Annotated in this window: 23 protein-coding genes and 1 pseudogene; 10 read left to right on the top strand and 14 right to left on the bottom strand. The window is 44.7% G+C overall.

What is annotated here, in order from left to right; all coding sequences use genetic code 11:
* Positions 1-37 precede the first annotated feature (37 nt).
* A complete protein-coding gene (locus tag MiSe_RS15040) occupies positions 38-496 on the bottom strand; it encodes a YbhB/YbcL family Raf kinase inhibitor-like protein (protein WP_226580875.1) in 459 nt (152 codons plus the stop codon).
* Positions 497-893: 397 nt separating this feature from the next.
* Here MiSe_RS15040 and MiSe_RS15035 point away from each other — a divergent pair, with 397 nt between their 5' ends.
* Positions 894-1,568, top strand: coding sequence for a Uma2 family endonuclease (locus MiSe_RS15035; protein ID WP_226580950.1), 675 nt, complete (start codon positions 894-896; stop codon positions 1,566-1,568).
* Here MiSe_RS15035 and MiSe_RS15030 read toward each other — a convergent pair.
* From MiSe_RS15030 to metH, 5 genes are all read right to left on the bottom strand, one after another.
* On the bottom strand, positions 1,546-1,923 hold the full coding sequence (locus MiSe_RS15030; RefSeq protein WP_226580872.1) for a hypothetical protein: 378 nt from the start codon (positions 1,921-1,923) through the stop codon (positions 1,546-1,548). The genes MiSe_RS15035 and MiSe_RS15030 overlap by 23 nt on opposite strands.
* Positions 1,895-2,482 carry a Panacea domain-containing protein gene (locus MiSe_RS15025; RefSeq protein WP_226580871.1) on the bottom strand — a complete coding sequence of 196 codons (588 nt, stop codon included), beginning with the start codon at positions 2,480-2,482 and terminating at the stop codon, positions 1,895-1,897. Before MiSe_RS15025 ends, MiSe_RS15030 begins: the two co-directional genes overlap by 29 nt.
* Positions 2,483-2,736: 254 nt before the next feature.
* A complete protein-coding gene (locus MiSe_RS15020) occupies positions 2,737-3,315 on the bottom strand; it encodes a prolyl hydroxylase family protein (protein WP_226580868.1) in 579 nt (192 codons plus the stop codon).
* A complete protein-coding gene (locus MiSe_RS15015) occupies positions 3,308-3,472 on the bottom strand; it encodes a hypothetical protein (protein ID WP_226580866.1) in 165 nt (54 codons plus the stop codon). Before MiSe_RS15015 ends, MiSe_RS15020 begins: the two co-directional genes overlap by 8 nt.
* A gap of 113 nt (positions 3,473-3,585) precedes the next feature.
* Positions 3,586-7,152, bottom strand: a complete 3,567-nt coding sequence (gene metH / locus MiSe_RS15010; RefSeq protein WP_226580864.1) for a methionine synthase — start codon at positions 7,150-7,152, stop codon at positions 3,586-3,588.
* An 85-nt stretch (positions 7,153-7,237) separates the two neighbouring features.
* On the opposite strand from metH, the gene MiSe_RS15005 reads away from it, so the two are divergent.
* A complete protein-coding gene (locus MiSe_RS15005) occupies positions 7,238-7,708 on the top strand; it encodes a type II toxin-antitoxin system prevent-host-death family antitoxin (RefSeq protein ID WP_226580861.1) in 471 nt (156 codons plus the stop codon).
* A gap of 139 nt (positions 7,709-7,847) precedes the next feature.
* Positions 7,848-8,270 (top strand): DUF433 domain-containing protein, encoded by a 423-nt coding sequence (locus MiSe_RS15000; protein WP_226580858.1) that lies wholly within the window; start codon positions 7,848-7,850, stop codon positions 8,268-8,270.
* Positions 8,271-8,493: 223 nt separating this feature from the next.
* Here the strand turns inward: MiSe_RS15000 and MiSe_RS14995 are convergent, their stop codons facing one another.
* The 4 genes from MiSe_RS14995 to MiSe_RS14980 all read right to left on the bottom strand — a co-directional run bounded on the left by MiSe_RS14995 (position 8,494) and on the right by MiSe_RS14980 (position 10,576).
* A complete protein-coding gene (locus MiSe_RS14995; protein ID WP_226580856.1) occupies positions 8,494-8,697 on the bottom strand; it encodes a RelB antitoxin-like protein in 204 nt (67 codons plus the stop codon).
* A gap of 79 nt (positions 8,698-8,776) precedes the next feature.
* On the bottom strand, positions 8,777-9,499 hold the full coding sequence (locus MiSe_RS14990) for a dual OB domain-containing protein (protein ID WP_226580853.1): 723 nt from the start codon (positions 9,497-9,499) through the stop codon (positions 8,777-8,779).
* Positions 9,487-9,933, bottom strand: a complete 447-nt coding sequence (locus MiSe_RS14985; protein WP_226580850.1) for a DUF488 domain-containing protein — start codon at positions 9,931-9,933, stop codon at positions 9,487-9,489. The genes MiSe_RS14990 and MiSe_RS14985 overlap by 13 nt, the downstream gene beginning before the upstream one ends.
* On the bottom strand, positions 9,917-10,576 hold the full coding sequence (locus tag MiSe_RS14980; RefSeq protein WP_226580847.1) for a DUF488 domain-containing protein: 660 nt from the start codon (positions 10,574-10,576) through the stop codon (positions 9,917-9,919). Before MiSe_RS14980 ends, MiSe_RS14985 begins: the two co-directional genes overlap by 17 nt.
* A 345-nt stretch (positions 10,577-10,921) precedes the next feature.
* On the opposite strand from MiSe_RS14980, the gene MiSe_RS14975 reads away from it, so the two are divergent.
* Positions 10,922-12,361: an RtcB family protein gene (locus MiSe_RS14975; RefSeq protein ID WP_226580845.1), complete on the top strand. Its 1,440-nt coding sequence runs from the start codon at positions 10,922-10,924 to the stop codon at positions 12,359-12,361.
* 213 nt (positions 12,362-12,574) lie between these two features.
* Here the strand turns inward: MiSe_RS14975 and MiSe_RS14970 are convergent, their stop codons facing one another.
* Positions 12,575-15,106, bottom strand: a complete 2,532-nt coding sequence (locus MiSe_RS14970; RefSeq protein WP_226580841.1) for a sigma 54-interacting transcriptional regulator — start codon at positions 15,104-15,106, stop codon at positions 12,575-12,577.
* Positions 15,107-15,306: 200 nt separating this feature from the next.
* Complete coding sequence (locus MiSe_RS50940; protein ID WP_264196502.1) at positions 15,307-15,441, bottom strand: hypothetical protein; 135 nt, start codon at positions 15,439-15,441, stop codon at positions 15,307-15,309.
* A 784-nt stretch (positions 15,442-16,225) separates the two neighbouring features.
* Here MiSe_RS50940 and MiSe_RS14965 point away from each other — a divergent pair.
* The 4 genes from MiSe_RS14965 to MiSe_RS14950 all read left to right on the top strand — a co-directional run bounded on the left by MiSe_RS14965 (position 16,226) and on the right by MiSe_RS14950 (position 19,535).
* Positions 16,226-16,807, top strand: coding sequence for a thylakoid membrane photosystem I accumulation factor (locus MiSe_RS14965; protein WP_226580838.1), 582 nt, complete (start codon positions 16,226-16,228; stop codon positions 16,805-16,807).
* Positions 16,808-16,982: 175 nt separating this feature from the next.
* Entirely contained in the window at positions 16,983-17,594 is a 612-nt protein-coding gene (locus tag MiSe_RS14960) for a hypothetical protein (protein WP_226580835.1), read from the top strand.
* A gap of 109 nt (positions 17,595-17,703) precedes the next feature.
* Positions 17,704-18,477, top strand: coding sequence for an ABC transporter permease (locus tag MiSe_RS14955; protein ID WP_226580833.1), 774 nt, complete (start codon positions 17,704-17,706; stop codon positions 18,475-18,477).
* Positions 18,478-18,647: 170 nt separating this feature from the next.
* Positions 18,648-19,535 carry an ABC transporter ATP-binding protein gene (locus MiSe_RS14950; protein ID WP_226580830.1) on the top strand — a complete coding sequence of 296 codons (888 nt, stop codon included), beginning with the start codon at positions 18,648-18,650 and terminating at the stop codon, positions 19,533-19,535.
* Positions 19,536-19,792: 257 nt separating this feature from the next.
* Here the strand turns inward: MiSe_RS14950 and MiSe_RS14945 are convergent, their stop codons facing one another.
* Positions 19,793-20,473: a C40 family peptidase gene (locus MiSe_RS14945; protein WP_226580827.1), complete on the bottom strand. Its 681-nt coding sequence runs from the start codon at positions 20,471-20,473 to the stop codon at positions 19,793-19,795.
* 377 nt (positions 20,474-20,850) lie between these two features.
* On the opposite strand from MiSe_RS14945, the gene MiSe_RS14940 reads away from it, so the two are divergent.
* On the top strand, positions 20,851-21,030 hold the full coding sequence (locus MiSe_RS14940) for a hypothetical protein (protein ID WP_226580824.1): 180 nt from the start codon (positions 20,851-20,853) through the stop codon (positions 21,028-21,030).
* 16 nt (positions 21,031-21,046) lie between these two features.
* Positions 21,047-21,349: pseudogene (locus MiSe_RS14935) on the top strand (carbohydrate porin); the annotation flags it as partial.
* 409 nt (positions 21,350-21,758) lie between these two features.
* On the opposite strand, the gene MiSe_RS14930 reads toward MiSe_RS14935, so the two are convergent.
* Positions 21,759-22,499, bottom strand: coding sequence for a pentapeptide repeat-containing protein (locus MiSe_RS14930; RefSeq protein ID WP_226580820.1), 741 nt, complete (start codon positions 22,497-22,499; stop codon positions 21,759-21,761).
* Positions 22,500-22,631: the final 132 nt, after the last annotated feature.

Below are 22,631 nucleotides of genomic sequence, written 5' to 3'. Positions count from 1 at the left end.
TAAAAAAGGTGCTTTTTTTTTGCAATACCCGAAAAAATTAACGCTGTCGCGAATAGCGTCCGATCAGTTCTGCCGACGCCAAAATATGACCCTCCATTGCTGCGACTACTTTATCTTTGGTAGCACCCTCTGCCAGTCCCAAGGTTTGATCGAGGGCATAAAGTTTAAAAAAGTATCGGTGGGTGCCGCTGGGAGGACACGGACCACCATAACCAAATTTGCCAAAATCATTTCTGCCCTGGATGCTACCATCAGCTAAAGTTTTCTGGGTGGGAACTTGCTGTGGTAGTTCGCGGACAACAGCAGGTATGTCGTAAACAACCCAATGGACAAATGTCCGACCCGGTGCATCTGGGTCGTCAACAATTAAAACAAAGCTTTGCGTTCCTGGTGGGGGTTCATCCCATTGGAGGGGAGGAGAAATATCTTGACCGTCGCAGGTATATTTAGGGGGAATTAGGGCGTTTGCGGAAAAGGCACTACTGTCAAGTTTCATATTGTTGACCTCCTTTAGGTTGCTAGCAGAATGGCAACTCGCTAGGAACAATCCGACTAGATTAGCGATTTGCCAAATAAAAGTTCTTCGACCAATGGAATAAAACATGAAACTAATCGATCGTGAGCTAGGACTTTGAGCATTCCCTCAAATTTCGTCAAGTTAGATATCCCTCTAAACGTCTAGAAATAGGAGAAGCCCGGATTTGCCGTAAATTCACGCATATTTTTTATTTTAAGAGCTTGCGGCTATTTTTTTTTCAAATTTTACAAACTTGGGAGAATTTGACCCAACTAGGTGTATTCGAGGCAAGCAGTGCGAACGCGATCGCGGTGATGATACGCAGACGGCGATCGCTACAATGAAAGCAGTCCTCCCAGGTTCGCGAGGCAGCAACATGGTCAAACAACTACCAACCAATACCGCGCCCGCCATCATTTACCCGGAAAGCGATGGTCAACCAATGGCAGACAACACCAAACAATTTCGCCCGATTGTGACAATTAAAGAAAATTTAGAACTGTTATTTGCCAATAATCTCGATGTGTTTGTTGCAGGGGATTTACTTTGGTATCCCGTTGAAGGCGATAACAAGACTAGCCAAGCACCCGATACTATGGTTGTTTTTGGCAGACCAAAAGGCGACAGAGGTTCTTACAAACAATGGGAAGAAGAGAATATCCCGCCACAAGTAGTATTGGAAGTCTTATCTCCCGGTAGTCGTCTGAAAAGATTCCAAGAAATGCTTCAGAAGCTTAAGTTTTATGAGCGCTTCGGTGTTGAAGAATATTATGTTTATGACTTAGATGAAGTTGATGCAATCGGTTGGTTGCGTTCTGGAGAGAAACTAGAACTAATAGAAGAAATGAATAACTGGGTGAGTCCCCGATTACAAATTAGGTTCCAAGTAACAGGAAACGATCTGGAAATTTTTTCGCCTTCAGGAGAACGGTTCCTCACCTATGTTGAATTAGCTCAACTGAAAGAACAGGAACGTCAACGCGCCGAACAGGAAAAGCAACGTGCTGATGAAGCAATGACTCAGTTAGCTAAAAATCTAATATTTCTTTAATAACACTCTTTAAATCTTTGTCAGCAGGACGTTTGGCAAACTGCTCGTGACTGTAAATCCACACCAGTCTGATTGCACAATCAGTCGGATTGACTAAATACATCAATCTGATTTGCCCTGAAGCACCTTTAGAAAATTTAAACTGCAACTTGTGAAAAGTCCATCCTTCAGGTAAATCAATCTTCCCAGGTAAAGGTTCATTACGAGAATTGAGCGGGTACTGGTCTTCAATCAAAGCTTCTAAAACTTGCGCAACAACCTCAACAAAATCAGAGCCGTGAGTTTTAGCAAGCTTTTTGAAAGAACGCTTGAAATTTTCCGATTCTTCAATCGAGAAGGGAGTTGAGCCAGTCACGTACTTCTCCTTTGCTAATGCGATTTGAGGATTGTGAATCAGAAGTATCCTTCAAGACTTCAGACATGACCGACTCATAAGCGGGATGATCGCGCTCTATCAAATCTAGCTTCTGATGACCTAATGCTTTCATATCCTCAAGCAGAATCGGCTCAGTTGAACTTGCTTGAGGTGGCAATCCCTTGCGAGCTTTTTTCCAAGGAAACTCCAAGTGAGTCATATCGCTAAGTCGATAGGCATGGTAACCCCCAAAATATTCCCAAACTTCTTCCAGAAGCTCTTTCTTTTCTTGAGGAATTTCTAACAATAATTCTTTATCGGGAATAGGTAATTGCTTAGCTTCAAACTCGCTGTAAAACCTGTAAGCAGGAGGACACACAGGGCCGTATCGCCATGCTTGGATTTGTTCAGCAAACAACGGCTCATCGTACAAGGCTAAATGTAGGCTTTGTGCATAATATAGAAGCTTTTGAACTTTCATGTTGGTCATTTCAGCTTCTATACCGTCCTCGTAAGCTCTTACAATGAAGTAGCGAGCCACATTGAGAGAATCGATCATAGCTCATCACTACAGGTTAAGTAAGGTTATTTGGGTAGGGTTTTCCAAGGAAGATGGATATATATTATTATAATCCAAATTTCAAATTTCTCCTAAATTTTTCTGGTAAAAGATTGAATGACTGTACAACACTACAGTTTTCAATCAACTCACGAAACTGCTGAAAATAGGTTTCAATCAACAAATTCAATACCTTCTATTTTCTCTTTTTTTTCGCAACTGGTTTATTTCCCCCTGCTCTTAAATAGGCAGACCTACCAATACGAGGCATACATGACATCGGTACGCAGGACATATTTGCACCCCTGAATTACTGGCTCACCCTTGTGATAAACCGAATGGATGAAGAACAGAGCCATACCTGTACGGGGAAAGACCTGGAAGTCCCCAAAAGGCCGATCCGAGTACGAGTCATTGAAAGAGGTTTCTCCGCCCTCGAACCCGTCGTTGAGATAGATCATAAAAGTCCAAAAGCTACGCTCGCTATTGTCCCGCTCGAACGGAGCATCCTGATGCCAGTCAAACTGCTGACCGGGGTCATAGCGATAAAAGCGAAAGCGCTCGTTTACACCGACAGCCCAGTAATTGTCCTTCTTGGTCGGTACGAGGTCTTCGATTCGCTGCCAGAATTCGTCTGCTAGCTCCAAATCGTCATAGATAACGCGCTGGTTGTTCCGGATGTCGGTTCGTAGGATCTGCCCATAGGGAGAGGTCACCAGCGCCTCCTCGTAGCCCAAGGACTCACTCAACTCGATGTATTCTTCACACTCCTGCGGCGAGAACAAATCCTCGACCACGAAGACTTCATCTGTTAGCCAATCGGGTTCAGGCATCGTCAGAGCTTCCTTTTAAATCGATCGTGTGACTGATAAGTACACTCACATCTTGCACCTGCCTACTCACCCGCCAGGGAATCAATTCCCTGGCTAACAGCGAAAGTCCTCTCAAGAGGACTAAATGCTTGGTATATAATATTTCAGTCCATTTCAATGGACTTTCGCTATGAGCCGTGGAATTGATTCCACGGCGGGTGAATCGACTGGTGCAAGATATGAGTAGAGAAACCCGGTTTTTCTAAAAAACCGGGTTTCTTAAATTCTTAATTAAGCACTGAAGTATTTCGCGACTGGGTGATAGGTAATAATCGCCGTTGTTGATTGTTCCGGATAAAGTTGTTCGCTTTCATCCATATAAAGGTTGATGCGATTTGCTCCCAACAACTCCAACTGCTTATACTGATCCTGAATATTCGGACAAGCCGGATATCCAAAACTATACCGCGAACCTTGATACCGTTGCGCCAAAATATCGCGAATATTATCTGGTTCCTTATCCCCAAATCCCAACTCGCGACGAATGCGCGCATGTACCCATTCCGCCACCGCTTCCGCCGTTTGCACCGCTAACCCGTGGAAATACAAATAATCGGTGTATTTGTTCTCTGCAAACAACTTTTGCGCGTACTCCGTCGCAATATTTCCCACCGTCACCGCCTGCATGGGAAACACATCAAACTTCCCCGACTCAACGGGTGCAAAGAAATCCGCGATGCACAAACGGCGCATAGACTTTTGACGCGGAAAATTAAACGTTGCCACTCGACTTGTGGGGTGGGCATCCTGCCCGCCCTTGATCATTTCCGCATCGTAGATATACAGCGAATTCCCCTCAGCCAAACAAGGGAAATACCCATAAATCGCCTGCGGATGCAGTAGCTTTTCCTCAATAACTCGCTGCTTCCACTCCTCTAAAATCGGATAAACCTTCTCTGCCAAAAACCCATCATACTCTTCCCGCGATTGTTCTTTTGGCTTGCGGAATTGCCATTGTCCAGCAATCAAAGCTTGCAAATCCAAATACCAGAAAACCTCTTCTAATGGGATATCTTCTGGCTGCAATAATTGACTTCCCCAGAAAGGCGGCGTGGGACGTTCAATATCGATTGCGACTGCTTCGGAACGATTGGTATCTTCTACTTCCGGTTTTTCAGCAGCTTTCTTCGCGGATGATGCTTCAGATTCGCTAGCAGCCTTGCCATTTGTAGCAGATGTTTTGCCATTCTCTTCGGCGAATTCACCCAAAAATCCGTTTAAATCATCCCACTTTCCTGCTGCCTTTGCTGGCATTAATTTATCCATGAAGTGCAGATCCGAGAAAGCGTCCTTGCCATAAACAACCTTGCCTTTGTAAGTATTCTGACAATCTTCATGGACAAACTTCGGCGTCAAAGCCGCACCGCCCAAAATCACCGGAACTGTAATTCCCCGTTCGTTAAATACCTCCAAGTTCTCTTTCATGAAGGCGGTGGATTTCACCAGCAAACCACTCATGGCGATGCAGTCTGCTTTGTGCTGTTCGTAAGCTTCGATGATGTTGTCCACTGGCTGTTTAATCCCCAGGTTAATCACCCTGTAGCCGTTATTAGAAAGAATGATATCCACGAGGTTTTTACCAATATCGTGGACATCGCCTTTAACGGTGGCAATGATAAATGTTCCCTTGGAATTATCGCCAGTTTCTTCTTTTTCCATGAACGGTTGCAAATATGCCACCGCTGCTTTCATGGTTTCGGCTGATTGCAATACGAAAGGTAGTTGCATTTGTCCCGAACCGAACAATTCTCCCACCACTTTCATGCCATCTAACAAGAAGGTGTTGATAATTTCTAATGGTGGATATTGTTCTAGTGCTTTTGCCAATGCGGCTTCTAAACCAATGCGTTCGCCGTCTATAATGTGACGCTTGAGGCGTTCTTCTACGGGGAGGTTTTCATCGCCGCTGCGATCGCGCTTGGTTGTCTTCCCTTCAAATAGTTTGGTAAGCTCCCCTAAGGGGTCATACGTGCAAATATCCCCGTCAAACTGCCGTTCGTCGTAAATTAACTTGCGGCAAACTTCTTGATGTTCTGGTTCAATTTTCGCCAAGGGCAAAATTTTACTCGCACTGACAATCGCCGCATCCATTCCCACTTGCATGGCTTCGTGCAAGAACATGGAATTGAGGACAACCCGCGCCGCTGGATTTAACCCGAAAGATACATTGGATACACCTAAAAGAACGTGACATCCTGGCAATTCTTGCCGGATGCGGCGAATCGATTCGATGGTGGCTTTTCCGTTGGCGCGGTCTTCTTCTATCCCCGTGGAAATTGGTAGAGCGAGTGTATCAAAAAATATCTCGTGGGGCGGGATGCCGAATGCGACGGCTTGGTTGTAGGCGCGTTGTGCGATGGCAAACTTCTGATCCGCCGTCCGCGCCATCCCTTCTTCGTCGATAGTGCCAATCACGACACCAGCACCGTATTTTTTCGCCAATTCCAACACCTTGAAGAAGCGTTCTTCCCCATCTTCATAGTTGGTGGAATTGAGGATACACTTACCTCCGACGACCTTTAAACCCGCCTCCATTTTCTGCCATTCCGTCGAGTCGAGCATCAGGGGCAAGGTAGCATTTGTGACTAAGCGCGAAGCCAATTCGTGCATATCCCGTTCGCCGTTGCGCCCCACATAATCGACGTTGACATCGAGGATGTGCGCGCCTTCTTTTACTTGGGATTTTGCCAAAGAAACGAGTCCATCCCAATCTTCTGCATTGAGTAAATCGCGGCATTTCTTAGAACCGCTGGCGTTTAATCTTTCCCCCACAATCAGGAAAGAATTATCTTGAATGTAAGGTTGGGCGCTATAAATAGAAGCTGCCGAAGGTTCAAATTCAGGATGCCGTTGTTTTGGCGTCAAAGTATTACCAATTTCGGCTAATGCTTGAATGTGTTCGGGGCGAGTCCCGCAACAACCACCAATTACTTGCACGCCCCAATCTTCGACAAATTTCATCAACGCCATCCGCAGTTCCATCGGCGTTAATTTGTAATGGGCGTGACCGCCAATATTTTCGGGTAACCCGGCATTGGGAATGCAAGAAACTACAAACGGCGAATGTTCGCAGAGATATTTGATGTGTTCTGCCATGCGGTCTGGTCCGGTGGCGCAGTTTAGACCGAGAATATCAATTGGGTAAGGTTCCAGAATCGATAGGACGGCACTAATATCGGAACCTACAAGCATTGTCCCCTGAACTTCCATCGTCACGGAAACCATTATGGGAATCCGCTGTCCTTTGTTCTGAAACACTGCTTCAACTGCATTCAACGCCGCTTTAATTTGCAGCACATCCTGACAAGTTTCGATGATAAATAGATCGACGCCGCCGTCATAAAGTCCTTCTGCTTGTTCGATAAAAGCAGCTTTTAACGTGTCAAAACCAATATGTCCCAACGTCGGCAACTTAGTACCTGGTCCCATCGAACCTGCTACAAATCGCGGTTTTTCTGGTGTGGAAAATTCACTGGCGACGCGCTTGGCAAGTTCTGCGGCGGTTTTGTTGAGATAATACGCCCGATCTGCTAAGTCATACTCTGCCAACACAACGGAAGTGCCGCCAAAAGTATCGGTTTCGATCACATCCGCACCCGCCGCCAGGAAGTCGCGATGCACCTTTGCTACTGCTTCTGGTTTGGTGTGTACCAGATATTCATTGCAACCTTCGTATTCCGCACCGCCAAAGTCGTCGGCGGTGAGGTTTTGCACTTGCAAGTTGGTTCCCATCGCGCCGTCAAAGACGATAACGGGACGTTGGGGACTGTGGAGGCGTTGGAGGAAAGGATGAGTCATAGGGAAAAAAAGGTTTAAATAAGGACTTGAGTTAGTTTGGCACGATCGACTTAATCTATTGTGCCTTGACCTTGGGAGGGATGTTATGCGATCGCGCACAAACAAAGAGTCGGTTGGTGAAGATGCGGGATTTATCCGTTTAAGTACTGATGAAGTTAGGGAGAAGTTGGAGGAGGCGATTGCCCGCGTCGTGTTGGATGGCGATCGCATCATCTTACACCAAGCGGGGGAAGAAGTCGCCGCCCTGATCCCGCGTCGGGAATTCGAGAAGTTAGATTACTTATTGGATCAGCTGATCCCTTCCCCCTTCAACCCCGAGGAGGAGGAATATTACGAAGATGAAGGAGGAATTCACTGTCTTGACCCCGATGAGGTACAAGAAGAATTCGATCTGATCCTGGAAGAAGTGAAAGAATATGGCGAACTCTTTGGTTTATTGCCACCCGCAATTTTAAGGGGGCAACAAATGGATATCTTTATCCCCGAAGCGATTTTGATGCCGATGGATAAGTTTTGGATACCAGAACACTTAATTTTAGATAGAATTGATTCGTGAATATGGGAGGAAAAATTCAAGGTGCATCACTCCCAAAAATCACCTCCATATTTCAGTTATAATCTTTCAGCTCCAGATTATAACTTTGTTATTCATCTGTCAATTAAACTAAAATGGTGAGTCAAGGGAGGGATAAACCATGCAATTAGAAGACTATTTCGACTTTCTAGCACCGAAGGACATTCGGATTAAAGGGACGCGGGTTGGCATTGAAAGTATTCTCTATGAATATATTCATCGCAAGCTAAGTCCAGAGGAAATTGTGCCGAAATTTCGGACTGTGACTTTAGAGCAAGTTTACGCGACGATTTTGTATTACTTGCATAACAAAGAAACTATCGGGAAATACTTTGCAGATTGGTTAGAGTGGAGTCACCAGCAATGGAAGAATCAAGAAATGAATCCCCATCCTGCAATCATCCGACTGCGGGAACGGATAGCGAAATACGGACGCGATCCAGAAGTACACAAAGCACTTCGCCGCCAACGGGAATTAGCTGCACCTGGGAATATAAAAGAAGTAGTGGAAAAGCACCAAAATGATTCGCTATCTAATGGATGAAAATGTCGCTCCTGTTTACCAAATTCAGTACATTAACTAGGAGGGTTTTGCAATATGATTACGAATATCTTGAAACTGTCTATCGCTAAGTATCTCCAAGGTATGCCATGAAGGGATATGTGTGACTAAATCTGGAGGGGCGATCGCACCTCATTCTCAGCCAAAATTCAGCGGTAAACATCGCGATCTTTTTGAGCGCGTCGCAGGATAAAGATAGTATAGTTCATTCCGGATCCTGCTCAATTTCAGCGATCGCAACTTCAAAGGGAATTGCTTCGTCATCAGATTCCTTGGCAGCGTCATAGGCACAAATTGCTTCCAACTCTTCTAGCTCTTCCAGAAGTTTTTGGTAATCTGCGATATCCAGAAATACCCCAATGCGATTTCCGTTTTCATCTACCAAATAGCGTTCTTTGTACCGCATCATAAAATTGCCCATTGCTACCTATCTTTAATATATGCGATCGCCAAGGGTTTTTGACTCAGGATCTTAATGCGATCGCATTTCAAAACGGCAAGTCATCCAAATCATCTTTGCTCTCTATTTTTGGCTTATGTTCCTCCGGTAATTCCACCACACCTGCGATCAATTTCCAACAAGGATCGCCTTCTCCTCTCCAATCATCCGGACGCCAAGGCATACTTAAACTAACCGTAACCAAACAATGATTTTCAGGCCGATATCCTAAGTCCAATTTTCTCACAAATACCGGATCTGTGATACTTGTTGTCAATTTTTTACCGCTTTCGGTCACAATTGTCCCTTCCCATTTTTGACTGCCTTCGTATTTCGTTCCCAGGGGTCTAACGGACACTTTTACTGCTTTGATTAATTCCAAAGTCCGTCGCTGAGATACTGGCAAGGATTGCAAATAGGGAACTTCCACATGTCTCAAATCGTTGTGCAAAATGTACTCTTCTTTGCTACAAAATTTGAGCAGGTGTGCGGGTGTAACTTCTCCGACTCGCTCCCATTTTCCCGGCAAAACTGAGAGGTTTTCGGTTTCAAAGCCGTAATCTGGCCCGGTTTTGGCTAAAGGAATGGCTAAAATATCTAATAAGGCGGGTTCTGTCCCGCCAATCTGTCGCATTTCTTTGGTAATTCGACCATCGGGTAAATCGGAAACTACGCGAATCCACTGTCCTTTAATTGTGCTAATTCCAGCGATACACCTGTCGCCATGTTTCCACGAATTGGCGAGACAAATTAATCTAGTTACAGATGGCATATCTTGACATTCCCCCACTTTTCGTTTAGGTATTCTGCAACTAAACGGCGATGGCAATTATGGGGTTTGGCTTCGCTACAGAGGAGACATCCACCCTGTAGAATGTCTGGTGAAATGCGTTCCTCGATTTGGCGATCGCGCATCAGTTGCAAGAACTTCTTCTCATAGGTTTCCCAATCTCCGCCATCTTTTTTATATGCGTCCAAAATATCTTTTGTGGGTGCTAACTCCAGCAGGTGAATGTATTCAATATTCCCAATCTTTCCCAGAAAATACTTAAGGTCTTCTCGTTTGGCAAACCCTGCCAACTGGGATACATTATTCAGTCGGGTATCTACGACTCGTTTAACTCCCGCTTTTACGAGGGTATCGAAGAATTGTTGGGCGCTTTTTTTAGTAAAGCCAATCGTGTATAAATCAAGAGTCTGTTTCATTTGTTTTTTCCTGGTAGGCAATCCTATCGCCTTGTAAATGATAAGCTTCTTTGAGCCTTTCTTCTTTAGGGCGAATAGAGGTATCTGTTGATTGTACCGCATCAAAAAGCGATAGCTGCTTGGGTTTATTTTGTTGGGCGTCGCTTAACCCATGCAAATTTAACATCCTTTCTTCGAGGTGATTGTGGGATTCTAAATTACCATCGTTGAGAATATGATTGATTTCTAATTCAAATTGCCGGAGATTTTGACAAACTAAAATGGCGCGATGACAGGTAATAGGGTCTTTTTCCGCGCACATGAGGGCAATTTTATAAGTTTCTACGCCTTTGAGTAAGCGTTGAATTCCTTCTGAGAATAATTCAGTGGCAGCAATTCTTTCATAAAGTGCTTTACCATCAACATAACAATCGGGATTATTTGGTCTTGCGCCTAACTCTTTTCCCAGAAAAACATAGCGAATTCCGGCATTTAAAAGTGCGGCTTTTAAAGGGGATTGAGTGAAGTGGGGTAAATAGCGACTGTAGGGATGCGATCGCACATCCGCCAGCGCCGTAACTCCATGCTGTTGAAGCAACGCAATAAACGCTTCAATGCTATGATTGGAATGCCCGATGGTGAATAATTCTTTACTGTTATTCATGTTTTTTAGCTTGACATAGAGTTGATGCGATCGCCAATATAATCGATTATATTGACACCGAAATCCTCAAAGCATTATTATAGAAGAACTAAGACTGCGGCTGCTGAACCAAAGTCTCCTATTCTCTCTACAAACATCTTGCACCTACCCTCGAAGGGTAGGACTAGACAAACAAAGCCTGTCTACGCAGGCTAACAAACTCTTGATTTTTCTTCAGTCCGCGAAGGCGGACTTCGTTTGTATAGCCGCACCCTTAAGGGTGACGGTGACTAGGTAACGGCGACTGGTGCAAGATGTGAGTCTACACATAACGCAGGCTACTTATAAACCTGCAACGGAGTTTTCATGCAGCCAAAAAATCTCAATCGATTGCTGCGAGCATTGTCTCGCCAAGGTCTTGATGTCAGTTACGAAAATCGTACATATTCGGTTCGCCTTTCTAATTCACCCGACGCACCAATTGCCGAAGTTTTGCTTCCAGAAAGTTTCCCCGTGGAAGCAAAAGCACTCAAACAATTGGCAAATTTAGCTAACGTGCGACATCCGGCGGGAGGATGCGTTTGTCGTGCTTGTGCGACTCCAGATTTTCATCCAGGAGATGGGGGAGTTGCTATTGGTTCGGTAGTAGAAACAGCCGATCAAATTATACCAGTTGCTGTCGGTTCGGATATTAATTGCGGGATGCGTTTACACGTCGCAGATTTGGGAATTGAAGAATTTTTTAAACGGCGCGATCGCTTTGTACAATTAATGAAAGGCGACTACTTTTTTGGTACTCGCGACGTTACCATGACAGCTCACACTTGTCGCACCTTATTTCAGCATGGAATCCCAGGTTTTCTAGATGCAATGCTGGATAAACCTACTGGTAGCATCACCAAATCTAACCTCGACCAATTAGCAACCGAAATTGACCGCGTTTATTTAAGCGGTTCAATGTCAGGAAATGCGAAATGGGCACCAGAAGAATTAGTCCCAGAAGATGGATTGGTGCGCGATGGCGGACTTGCTACCATCGGTTCGGGTAACCATTTTGTCGAAGTACAAATGGTGGAAAAAGTAGATGATAAAGCAACAGCTTTCGCTTGGGGTGTGCGCGAAGGACAACTTGCCTTTATGATTCATTCTGGTTCCCGCAATGTGGGTAAATATATTGGCGGTATGTGGCGCGATTTTGCCCAGTCTGCATGGCCTAAAAATCTCCCATTTCCTGAATCTCGCCTATTTCCCCTCTCTGTTAAAGCCAACCCAGATTTGGTGACTCAATACTTACAAGCAGAAGCAACTGCGGCAAATTATGCCTTTGTCAACCGACTTTTATTAGCAGAATTGTTGCGCCTGCGTCTGCGAGAAGTTTATGGAGATATCGAAGCACCTTTAGTTTACGATTTGCCCCACAATATCACGCTACCAGAAGGTGCCGGATGGGTAATTCGCAAAGGTGCAACTCCCGCCCATGCAGGACAACCTGTGATTATCCCTGGTTCGATGGGTGCTGCATCTTTTCTGTTAGTTGGTAAAGGAAATCCAGATTTTCTTGCTTCTGCTTCTCATGGTGCGGGAAGGCTGAAATCTCGGTTTGAACTTAGTCGCGAGGGTGCAAATAAAAATGAGGAAGTTTTGGGTTTAGCTGGGGTAGATTGTATTACTTTGCGCGAAGAACGCAGAATCGAAGAAGCACCTGCGGCTTATAAACCGATTCAACCAGTTATTGATGCTCAAGTGGCAGCAAAGATAGTGAGTGTGGTGGCGCGTTTGAAACCGATTTTAACGTTCAAAGCGTAAGTTTTTCTTACAAGTTTGTAGTAAGTACTTTAGTCCTTTAACTTCTTTAATAGAGGACTTACGCAGCGATAATAAATATGGTGGAACGGTGCGTTACGCTAGCGCTAACGCACCCTACTGGCTGTATTGTAGGTTTCATCTCTCAACCCAACCGAAAAACCCAACCCGTTTTAACGGGTTTTAGCTTTCAGCCAGAAATTTATTTCTGGGCATTTATGCAACAGGGATAATAATTGCCCACAAACTAATTGCCAAAATTACTATACCCAAATGTTGCGGTAGCAGTAATCGGAAAGATTGACGGGCAATTTTTTGCGTCAATATCAACGATAACAATACCGATGCAATCAGCGTCGTTCCTTGCAAAAATGCAATCACGGCGGGATGGGCAACTAATATCGGCAATCCTTCACCATTCAAACCAAAGGTTGCAAAAGTAACTGGAATAATTCGTCCAGCTTCCCCTAACCCCAAACGCAAATAGTGCGCCAAAGTTCCCCCCCATACTAAAGGTAAATAGCCATAAGCTAAATCTACAAATGAGCGGGGTTTTAGGGAACCTTGAAACAGCTTTATTACCCCATAAGCTAAAAATGGGATAGTCACTGGAATAATTAAAGCTGCCAGGGAAACGCCAAAATGAGGCCAAAATTGAGTTAAATTCAGGTTCAACCCTAAAATTGATTGGATTTCCGGTAATCTATGCAGAAAAATTCCTCCCAAAAGCAACATTAACAGCGCTACTTCATAAGTACGAGGTACGTGAGTTGTCCACAATTCTATCCCTGGCGGACGTAAATTTAACTCGACGGAACGGTGAGGACAAGCTTTGAGACAAGTCATGCATAAAACGCAGTCTCGGTTATCTTCCAACTGTGCTGGATGAGAATATAACGGACATCCATCTGTTTCCATTCCTTCCCCTTTTTGCGGGCCACCTTTATAACATTGATAGGTGGTGCATTCGGCGGAGCAAGTCCCCTGTTGCGCCCTTAGTTCGGTCATCGATAATTTGGCAAATAGTCCGTTCATTCCTCCAATTGGACATAAATATCTGCACCAAAAGCGCCGTTCAAAAATAGCTGAAAAAATCATCGCTCCTGCTGTAATTAATAGGAGCAAACAGTCAGAAAGGTAGGCGGTGTTTTCTAAATTCCAGAGTTCTTCCCACAGGAATATTAGGGTAAATAAGCCAAATAAAAACCATCCGCCCCATTTTTCTGCGCTTTCTCTAGGCCATCTTTTTAATTGTCTAGGCCATAACCAGAGGGAAAGTTTTTGAGTGATTTCGCCGTAAATCATGAAGGGACAAACGGCACACCAAAGGCGTCCTACAAAAGGAAATCCTAACAATACTAAAGGCCACCACCAAGCCCAAAAAGCGTTCAAAGCAAAATTTTCATTGCGGTTCTGGGGGCCAATAAATAAAATTATCACAACAATGGCGAAAAACCACAAGGTAAAGCCATAATTAATCCGGTCGGGCCACCAAGGACTTCGCAAAAACCGCCGCAACCAAGGATTGGCGTTTAAAAGATTAACCCGAAATAGTTTTTTCTTGGTTTGTGCCGACCAAAAAATTTCTTCGGTTAGTTCTTTGGCGTTGACGCTTTGGACGAGTGCGCGTTCTACTAAACTTTCTAATTCCCTGAGATTATTGGGAAAATCATACGCTTGTAACCGCCGCAATGCTTCGGGTGTTAAATGGGGTTTGGCGATGCCTTTGGCGCGACACAAAAGGGTAATGTAATATTCAACGTGGGCGCTAATATCTGCTTTGCGTACTCGCAGCGGGGGGACTTTGATTAAATGACCGACTTGGCGTTCAATGGTGGGTAGGTATTTTTCTGCGATTGCAATCACCCGCGCCACACAAGAAATAGGCTGTGCTTGCTCTTCTTCGTTGCGACTCACAGGCGTATAAGTGCCAGTTTCTAACAATTGAGCCACCTTGGGGGTCAATTCCTTGGGAAGTTCGTGAATGTTGTTAAGAATTATCGTTCCCGTCCCGATCCATTCCAGCAGTCCCGCTTTACCGTTGGCGCGTCCAAATAGTTCTGAACCGCTCACTTGTAACGTACTGCAATCTACTTTAATAATAGGTTCGCGTCGCTGTGCAGAATTGAAGTGAATTAAAGCAGCAAGGTTATCTTTTTCTAACCCCGGTTCGCCGAAAATTAAAACTGGTTCGCGTCCGCTAGATGCTTCTTTAATTTGCTGTCGCAGGCGCACCGCATAGCGGCTTTTTCCTATCACTCCCCGTTTGGCTTTGGTGACTAAATATGGTCGCAAAACAGTTTGGCGTTCTTGTTCGTAACTCAACTGGGAAGAAAGCTGCGCCAGTTCCATCGCCAGTTGTTGCGAGAACGCTCTTGTAATTTCAGGATATTTCTCTACTAACTCGCGAAATTTATCAGCCGGAATAAACCATAACTGACATTCGCTCAGCGCTACGATCGTTCTTTGAGCGAGTTGTCCAAATAGCAATTCTTGTAAGTGAATAATGGTTCCGGGGAGGAAACTAACCGCCCAAATCGAGCCAGTTTGGTTCTGGCGATCGCCTTCTAACCTCCCCTGTTTTAAAATGTACGCACCCTGGGTTGGTGTATCTTCTAGCACCAGGCGCTGGTTGGGCAGGATAACTTGCTCTTGGATGTTTTGCGCCAAGTCTTCTAATACTTCCGCCCTTAGAATGCTGAATGCCGTTCGCTCTTGCAGCCATATCACTATATCTTTTGATGTCATAGCTGGCTTTCCGATAAAATATATTCTGTATTCTACTATTTAACGCAAGTTGCTAGTTACATCAAGCGATACTGGTAATGGCTAATCGCTAATGGCTAATGGGTAGTTGTCAAGAAGGCAAAAGCCTGTTAACCCAATTAGCAATTAGCAATTAGCAATTAGCAATTACCGCTGTCACAAGTTATAACTAGCAACTTGGGTTATTTATTTTCAAACACTAAAATGATTAACTTGACCGACCTCTGGGTTCCCCTGGTACTATTAGGTTTAATTGTCATGGCGGCGATATTCTTTAGCCGTGCCAGTCGTTGATTTTTGATTATACTTCTTGCCATCTGCCTTTTACAATGATTAATTATAGTTTTTTCCCTGCTATCCCGGAGCAAAAATTCTCATATGCCCTTGGGTGCATTCATTATTTTGGTTTAAGTTTATTGGGATTCATAATTATTTTTTGCATTCTTGGCGAATAAAAAAATCAGCGCTCGCACAAATCAACCCGTTTTCTACGAAAAATACAGTTGGCTACAGCAATAAAAAAGCTTTAGCTGCCTAACTAGATGGGGGGATAGGGGATGAGAGGTTCTGGGAGAGAGGGAGGTTCCACCTCCCTTAATTCGTTCCCAGGTTGAAGCTGGGAACGAGGAAGAGGAAGGAGAATTTTCTTTAGCGGCAGCAGCCGCTAACAGGGATAATGCATTAGAGGGTTTTTGGGTAACGTTGACACTCCTCTGCCTGAAGGCGAGAGGATTCTTTAAAAAGGAGATATCCACCGTTGGACATTGCTCGAACCACAACTCCCAAGACCGTAGTTACTCGAATCGAGCGTGTTGTGCGATACGCGGTGCCAATTGCGACTACTCTCTCCGGTGTTGCCACCATGGAGGCTACTTTTGAGTATGCTGATTGCTTCACTCGCTCAAAGTCTTTGCTTGTGGGGGCTGGGGCATGAGTGCAATGCACCAAACAGACCATTTCGGGCTATCGTCTTTTAACTAGATGTCCCACCACGGGGAGTCTCACCCACCTTTAAGGTCTTTGTGGCAACCTTAATTGTACCTGAAGTCCACAAAATGTAAAGCCGTGCTAGAAGCACGGGGTTTCTACCCAATTTTTCTGATGACTATTGCTACTTTTGTGAAATCTTGGCGGCGTCTGGTTGCCAAATGCCTGTTGATACTGACAATTGGACTGGGTTGTCTGCTGGTAGCGGATACTCAACCCGCTTTAGCAAAGTTCGACAACGATACCTTTGATGGCAATATCTTTGTTCTTTATGCGGGGAACGGTTCCCTAGTACCGCCGAAAGTGACGCTGGCACAGTCTTTGAAGCGAGATAAGCCGACCCTGTTGGTGTTTTATACAGACGACAGCAGCGATTGCAAGCAATACGCGACTGTGGTATCTAGCCTGCAAGCGTTCTATGGTCGGGTGACAGATTTCATCCCCATCAGCGTGGATGCAATTGCTCCTAAATCTACCTATACGCCGGATGAACCAGGTTATTACTACTCTGGCTTTGTGCCGCAAGTGGTTTTGTTCGACCAGTCTGGTAAAATTGTCCTCAACGAAAAGGGACAAGTGCCGTTTGAGCGGGTAGACGATGCTTTCCGCAAAGTGTTTAACTTGCTACCCCGCTCCGCATCGGTAGAGTTGAAGCAGCGACCAGTCAACGAGTTTAATACCGAATTGACGAAGTAGGTGATGGGTAATTGGTAATGGGTAATTGGTCATTGCTAAGATGCCGATGACCGATTACCGATGACCAAATTCCAAAATTTTTCTGGCAGATAGTGCCCAAAACAGACTTCTGTCGCTATCATCTCTCACAAGGCGTACTGCCTTTAAACGCGATCGCTCTCTTGTAGGTGTGCTGATGTCTAAAGTCTACAGCACAGATGAACTGCTCCAAATCTTGGCCTCCGAGCGCCAAGCTTGTCTGACGGGGAAACGCCTGAAACTGACGACAAAGGTTTCCGGCAATCCCGTTATCGATATGTTTCTCAAAGCCGAGGGGTTGCAAAAGTTCACGGCATATCAAGACTTTAAAGCCGCCGTTCACCACTACCAGCGGGAACACCAGGTTTCTGGCATTGTCTGGCGACAGATGACGGTGAAGGGCGTTTCGCTGCACTATCCCGCCGTGGATGACCAGCTAATTGCCATCCCTAGCGATATTGAAACCCTCAAAGCTGCCAAAACTTCCATGCTGGCATTCTGGCACGAAGTGACGGCGGGTATGGATTTATACCTGAGCATGAATAATGGCAGAGATTTCCGGCAGATTATACCCGCCGATGTGGGCAGAATTTCTTTTCGCACTGAATGGGTAAATCTCTGCAAGTGGGAAAATGCCAAAAATTTCCTGGAAATTGTATTGCAACTGGGATGGGGAAAGCCAGAGGACGCATCTTACAAACGGGGATGGCCTAATTCTGGAAGCGAGTACGTTCATGCAGTCAATCCTGGAAATAGACCAATTTGTTAAAGCGATCGCAAAACCCGGTTTCTCAGAGAAACCGGGTTTTTGGGTAAGGAGAGCGATCGCGCAACCTGGGTTTAAAGGTATATTACTTACGAGCTGAATTCTTTACCCGATGAAATACTGGCGCGAAACCCTGGCTGTAGCTCAGCGAATCTTGATTGAACTGTTGCGGCGGCGGCGCAGTTTAATTCTTTGGCTAATTTTTCCCGTTTCTATCCTCACGATCAACGGCTTGGTGATGGCAGACCAGCAAAAACTTTCCAACGCTGACGCTTTTGGCATTATCGCACCTTCAGCTTTGGTGGGAGCGGCGCTGTTTTTTAGCTGTCTAGGGGGTACTGTAGCAACAGTCGTAGCAGAGCGAGAACAACAAACCCTCAAACGTTTATTTCTCTCCCCGCTGAGCGGTACTTCCTACTTTTTAGGAATTTTTATCGCCCACAGCTGGATCGGGATTGGTCAAACCTTAATAGTTTACACCGTCGCAGCTTTTTGGGGCGCCAAGTTCGAGGGGTCGCTTTTATTGGGCGGAGCGATTATCTTGCTGAGTATCATTTCTTACGTTGGATTGGGGTTTATTCTCAGTACTCAACTCGCTCGTCGCACCGAGGACGTAAACTCTTTAGTAGCTGCGTTTGGCGTGCCTTTATTAATTTTAGGCGGGGCATTTTTTCCCACTTCTTTTTTTCCGGATACACTGCTAAAAATTGCTCAATATAATCCCATCTATCATATGAATGAAGCGTTAGTGGGAGTTTCTGCTAATGGAGATAACTTGACAAAGGTAGAGTCCCACTTTTGGTTTTTGTGCGGCTTTGCCGTTTTTGTCGTTTGCGGTGGATGGTTGTCCTATTGGCGAATGTTAGAGTCGGAACGCAGGCTATAACGCCAAGATGTTTACTGAGGACAGAAACCCGGTTTCTTAGTAGATATTGACAAACGGCCAGAAAGGACTTAGAAACCGGGTTTCTTCGTAGAGATCTTATTTTTCAGAGAAACCTGGTTTCTTTGCGTAAGTACTGTCCTATTCGTTTTCCCCAATTCAAAAGAGAACTTATGCTCAAAATCAAAAACCTGCAAAAATCTTACGGAGATCGATTAGTTTTACGAGATTTAACGCTGCATATCCCCTTTGGAGAAATTTACGGTTTACTAGGGCCAAACGGTGCGGGAAAAACTACTACGATTAATATTTTATGCGATTTGCTGAGGGCGGATAGCGGAGAAATAACCATCAATAACGAACCTGTTTCTAAAGCAACAAAAAGGCTGATCGGCGTTGCTCCTCAAGAAAATTTACTGTATAAAACGCTCAGCTGCGAAGAAAACCTGTATTTCTTTGCCAAAATTTACGGATTATCGGGGAAAGAAAGGCGGGAACAAGTGCGGGCAGCTCTCAAAGCTGTAAAATTAGCAGATCGGGCAAAATGTCCCGTGGAAACCCTCAGCGGCGGAATGCAGCGGCGGCTAAACATTGCAGCCGCTTTGGTGCATTATCCCAAGTTATTGATATTAGATGAACCGACAACGGGTTTAGATATTGAAGCGCGTTACGAAATTTGGGAATTGATTCGGCGACTGAAAAATCAAGGCATGACAATTTTGCTGACAACGCACTTATTAGAAGAAGCAGAGCGGCTTTGTCAGCGAATTGGTATTCTTAAAAATGGTAAAATTATTGCAGAAGGCAGTTTAGAACAACTGCGGAAACGCATTCCGGCACAAGAGATTGTAATTCTGCAAACCCCGGAAGAAGACGATGCGATCGCTCGCGCCTCAAAATATGGTTTCACCTACCGACGCTACGGCAACGACATCGCATTTTGGCTCCCCAAACATCTAGAATTAAAAGAAATTATTGCCTGCTTTGATGGCATTCCCCTCGACTCAATTTCCCGTCACCCCGTGCGGTTAGAACATATTTACGTTGAGGTGACCAAATAATTGCATATTTAAGATTTTAGCTCGCAGATTTAATTGAGCAGTCCTGACGCAAATCACCTTTGTTTCTCAGAAAAATCGTCGATTTAGTAACCAGAGATCAAGGTCGAAACAAAGGTGATGACCTCGAGATTTTAGCTCGCAGATTTAATTGAGATTGAAAATCTGCAATCTGAAATCTTAAATCTTAACTTTCAGTAGTCAATGTAGCATCAACCTTTGTTAACTCAGTTTTTCCCCGCTCTGACTCAATTTTTACTTTAGTCACCCCTACTTCTAACTGAGTAGTATCGGTTTTTGCCCGATTGGATTTTGCAGATGAGAATAGGAGGATTAACAAAACAGGGAAAATTAACAACATCCCGTGGAGTTTGCTCAGATGCATTAATTTCTGGGTTATTAAGTACACCAGCTATCTGCAAAGCCGCCGTGACAAGTTCAGAACAAAACAGCCGCGACAGGTCTGCTTTATTAGTTAATCCCAGCACATTATCCCATAAATCTAAGCCAGAACCAAGGGGTTGATAACTGTCGTAGCGTACCTTTTTGTTATTAGTTTGTCTTAACCAAGTTTGCATTCTTTCCAAACTGTCTTTTGCTAGCTTTTCCTTGAGCGGCACTAACCAAACCTCACCATCATACATATCTAGGCGCTTAGATAGCCAATTAATCTGAATCCCTTTGATAACTTCTTTTCCATCAGCATCCGTATAGCCAATAGAAGTGGTAGACTCGACAACTAGAAGACTTTTTCCAAATCCTCCGCCCATTTCAACTTCAAGCACTATGCCGACGTGAGAGTATATAGAGCGCGTCGCCCATTTAATTAAAGAAGAAAATCCTTCTTTACCCGAAAAGGCAATCACATCGCCGCTTTTTATTTGCTGCCGATATTGCTCGTACTCATTGAAGGTACTCGGCTTTCTTTTAACTTGCTTCATAACCTCTTTGGTTGCAGTAAATTTCATCTATAAAAAATATCCACCAGGTGGAACTCAATTGCCATATTTTGTTAATAAAATGTAAAAATTGTGTCAATGGCTCAAGCTTTTGAATTTATTGCACCTTCAGCCTTAGTCGGGAGTGGGCGGTTGTTTAGCTGTCTGTGTAGTGTCAGAACGATTTTTTTCCCCTAAGAGTGGCAATTCCTACTTTTTTGGCATTTGTATCGCCCACAGGTAGATCGGGATTGGTCACGGCAACGATATCGCATTTTGGCTCCCCAAACATCTAGAATTAAAAGAAATTCTTGAATGGCATTTCCCGCCAACCCGTGCTTCTGCTATCTTAAATCTTAAATTTCAGTAGAGGAGTGCTTGTGAACAAATATCGTCTGCCGTTTCTTGGTAGAGTAGGTTTGTCGATTTCGATCCTCGGTTGTGCATCTTTGGGGATAATGCCTGCGATCGCTTTTGATACTTCGCTGACTGAGGACTCTGACCCAATCGGACAAGTCACCTCAGTATCGCAGCTAACTGACGTAGACCCCACACACTAGGCTTTTCAAGCGTTGCACTTCTACGCTTACCAGTTGGATGGCGGGTTGGCATTTCAAAGATGTTTTTGTCAGCGGTAATAGTGCGGGTTTAATTTTTGGACAGCCGCTATTTCGCGTCGCAGCAGATGGGGATGCGAGTCTGAAAGCAAATCCCGATGTTGACAGGACAACTCCCTATCATTTAGAAGCTTACTATCGGATTCAAATCAGCGATAATATCAGCGTTACGCCGGGAGCTTTTGTGTTGTTTAATCCTGAAGGGGATAAACGAAATGACACGACAACAATCGGCGTAATTCGCACAACTTTTAATTTCTAATACTGCAAGTTGCTAGTTATAAACATGCTAATTGCTAATGGCTAATTGCTAATTGCTAATCTGGGATTTTTACTCACATTAGCCATTAGCCATTAGCCATTAGCCATTAGCTGCTATGCATGAGACAACTAGCAACTTGAAATACCGTTTTCCCATGAATGCGCCACACTTGGGGGCGGGTTTAGAGAAATTGTTTGTTTTTCCCTGACGTGATTGGTAAAACCCGCCCCTACCTACCTTTTGAGGTGTAGCACGTATCAAGGGAAATTGGTATAATATCGTTTCCCGTTGCATCGGAATTACTGCACGTAGGGTCAATTAGCAATTAGCAATTAGCAATTAACAAGAAAGGCCGATCATTCCGATGCCACCGGATTTGATATAAAACCTTGACTAGGAACCGGGTTTTTTAGAAAAACCGGGTTGCTTGAAACCCTGTAATTGACGAGAAACCGGGTTTTTTAGAAAAACCGGGTTTCAAGCAACCCTGACAAATTTTGGTAAATTCTCCAGGAGCAAAACTTCTATGAATGGGACGACGTTGTTTGCAGTTATTGTGTAGATAAATATAGTCACAAAGCGATCGTTCAAATTGGGTGTCGCTGTTGATTTTCCAATCTTCTATACAAACTCCAGTTAATATTGCCTGGTTAAAGTTCGTGTTAAGTGCTTGGGTTCGGCTTAAATCGGCGGCAAATAAGTCTGCTTTGCTTAAATCGGCGGCAAATAAGTCGGATCTGGTCAGATATGCGCCTCTGAGGTCTGCTAGTTGCAGGTTGGCTTCGCTTAAGTCTGCTAGATAGAGGTTGGCTTCGCTTAAGTCTGCCATTGTCAGGTTAGCCTGGTTCAGATCTGCTCCCCTCAAATCTGCCATACTTAGGTGTGCGTCGTTGAGGTTAGTTTGGCTGAGGTTGGCACTTCTGAGGTTGGCGCTTCTGAGGTAGGCTTTTCTGAGGTTTGCGCCTCTAAGGTACGCTTGGCTGAGGTTGGTTTGGCTGAGGTTGACTTTGCTGAGGTTGACTCCCCTGAGATATAACCCGCGCAGGTCTGCTATCCTGAGATCCGGCTTGATTTCCGGGTGGGTTTCCCGCCACTCGTTCCAAGTGTCCACTCCTTGCTTGAGCAGAACTAGATGTTCCTTGTTTGCCATGAGCAGTAGCCTGTAATCTTTATACTTGTTTACGTTTACTGGGTGGTTTGACCTGCGTCAGGAAACCGCTTCTGCTGCAAGGAGAGGGGGAAATAGCGGTAAACTGTTTTAGCTGACTAATTTAAGCTTTGG

The sequence above is a fragment of the Microseira wollei NIES-4236 genome (assembly GCF_020521235.1).
Lineage (GTDB): Bacteria > Cyanobacteriota > Cyanobacteriia > Cyanobacteriales > Aerosakkonemataceae > Microseira > Microseira wollei.
Note: the sequence above shows the minus strand (reverse complement) of the source record. Positions and strands in the feature narration are given on the sequence as shown.

What these genes read in the sequence shown, in the direction of transcription:
- MiSe_RS14960 (WP_226580835.1), top strand. Translation starts at nt 16,983, where the DNA reads ATGTCTAAAGTCTACAGCACAGATGAACTGCTCCAAATCTTGGCCTCC.
- MiSe_RS15000 (WP_226580858.1), top strand. Translation starts at nt 7,848, where the DNA reads ATGCAATTAGAAGACTATTTCGACTTTCTAGCACCGAAGGACATTCGG.
- MiSe_RS14950 (WP_226580830.1), top strand. Translation starts at nt 18,648, where the DNA reads ATGCTCAAAATCAAAAACCTGCAAAAATCTTACGGAGATCGATTAGTT.
- MiSe_RS14955 (WP_226580833.1), top strand. Translation starts at nt 17,704, where the DNA reads ATGAAATACTGGCGCGAAACCCTGGCTGTAGCTCAGCGAATCTTGATT.
- MiSe_RS15025 (WP_226580871.1), bottom strand. Translation starts at nt 2,482, where the DNA reads ATGATCGATTCTCTCAATGTGGCTCGCTACTTCATTGTAAGAGCTTAC.
- metH (WP_226580864.1), bottom strand. Translation starts at nt 7,152, where the DNA reads ATGACTCATCCTTTCCTCCAACGCCTCCACAGTCCCCAACGTCCCGTT.
- MiSe_RS15020 (WP_226580868.1), bottom strand. Translation starts at nt 3,315, where the DNA reads ATGCCTGAACCCGATTGGCTAACAGATGAAGTCTTCGTGGTCGAGGAT.
- MiSe_RS14930 (WP_226580820.1), bottom strand. Translation starts at nt 22,499, where the DNA reads ATGGCAAACAAGGAACATCTAGTTCTGCTCAAGCAAGGAGTGGACACT.
- MiSe_RS14985 (WP_226580850.1), bottom strand. Translation starts at nt 9,933, where the DNA reads ATGAAACAGACTCTTGATTTATACACGATTGGCTTTACTAAAAAAAGC.
- MiSe_RS14990 (WP_226580853.1), bottom strand. Translation starts at nt 9,499, where the DNA reads ATGCCATCTGTAACTAGATTAATTTGTCTCGCCAATTCGTGGAAACAT.
- MiSe_RS15005 (WP_226580861.1), top strand. Translation starts at nt 7,238, where the DNA reads ATGCGATCGCGCACAAACAAAGAGTCGGTTGGTGAAGATGCGGGATTT.
- MiSe_RS15035 (WP_226580950.1), top strand. Translation starts at nt 894, where the DNA reads ATGGTCAAACAACTACCAACCAATACCGCGCCCGCCATCATTTACCCG.
- MiSe_RS14965 (WP_226580838.1), top strand. Translation starts at nt 16,226, where the DNA reads ATGACTATTGCTACTTTTGTGAAATCTTGGCGGCGTCTGGTTGCCAAA.
- MiSe_RS50940 (WP_264196502.1), bottom strand. Translation starts at nt 15,441, where the DNA reads ATGGCAAGAAGTATAATCAAAAATCAACGACTGGCACGGCTAAAGAAT.
- MiSe_RS14970 (WP_226580841.1), bottom strand. Translation starts at nt 15,106, where the DNA reads ATGACATCAAAAGATATAGTGATATGGCTGCAAGAGCGAACGGCATTC.
- MiSe_RS14980 (WP_226580847.1), bottom strand. Translation starts at nt 10,576, where the DNA reads ATGAATAACAGTAAAGAATTATTCACCATCGGGCATTCCAATCATAGC.
- MiSe_RS14975 (WP_226580845.1), top strand. Translation starts at nt 10,922, where the DNA reads ATGCAGCCAAAAAATCTCAATCGATTGCTGCGAGCATTGTCTCGCCAA.
- MiSe_RS14945 (WP_226580827.1), bottom strand. Translation starts at nt 20,473, where the DNA reads ATGAAGCAAGTTAAAAGAAAGCCGAGTACCTTCAATGAGTACGAGCAA.
- MiSe_RS15040 (WP_226580875.1), bottom strand. Translation starts at nt 496, where the DNA reads ATGAAACTTGACAGTAGTGCCTTTTCCGCAAACGCCCTAATTCCCCCT.
- MiSe_RS14995 (WP_226580856.1), bottom strand. Translation starts at nt 8,697, where the DNA reads ATGATGCGGTACAAAGAACGCTATTTGGTAGATGAAAACGGAAATCGC.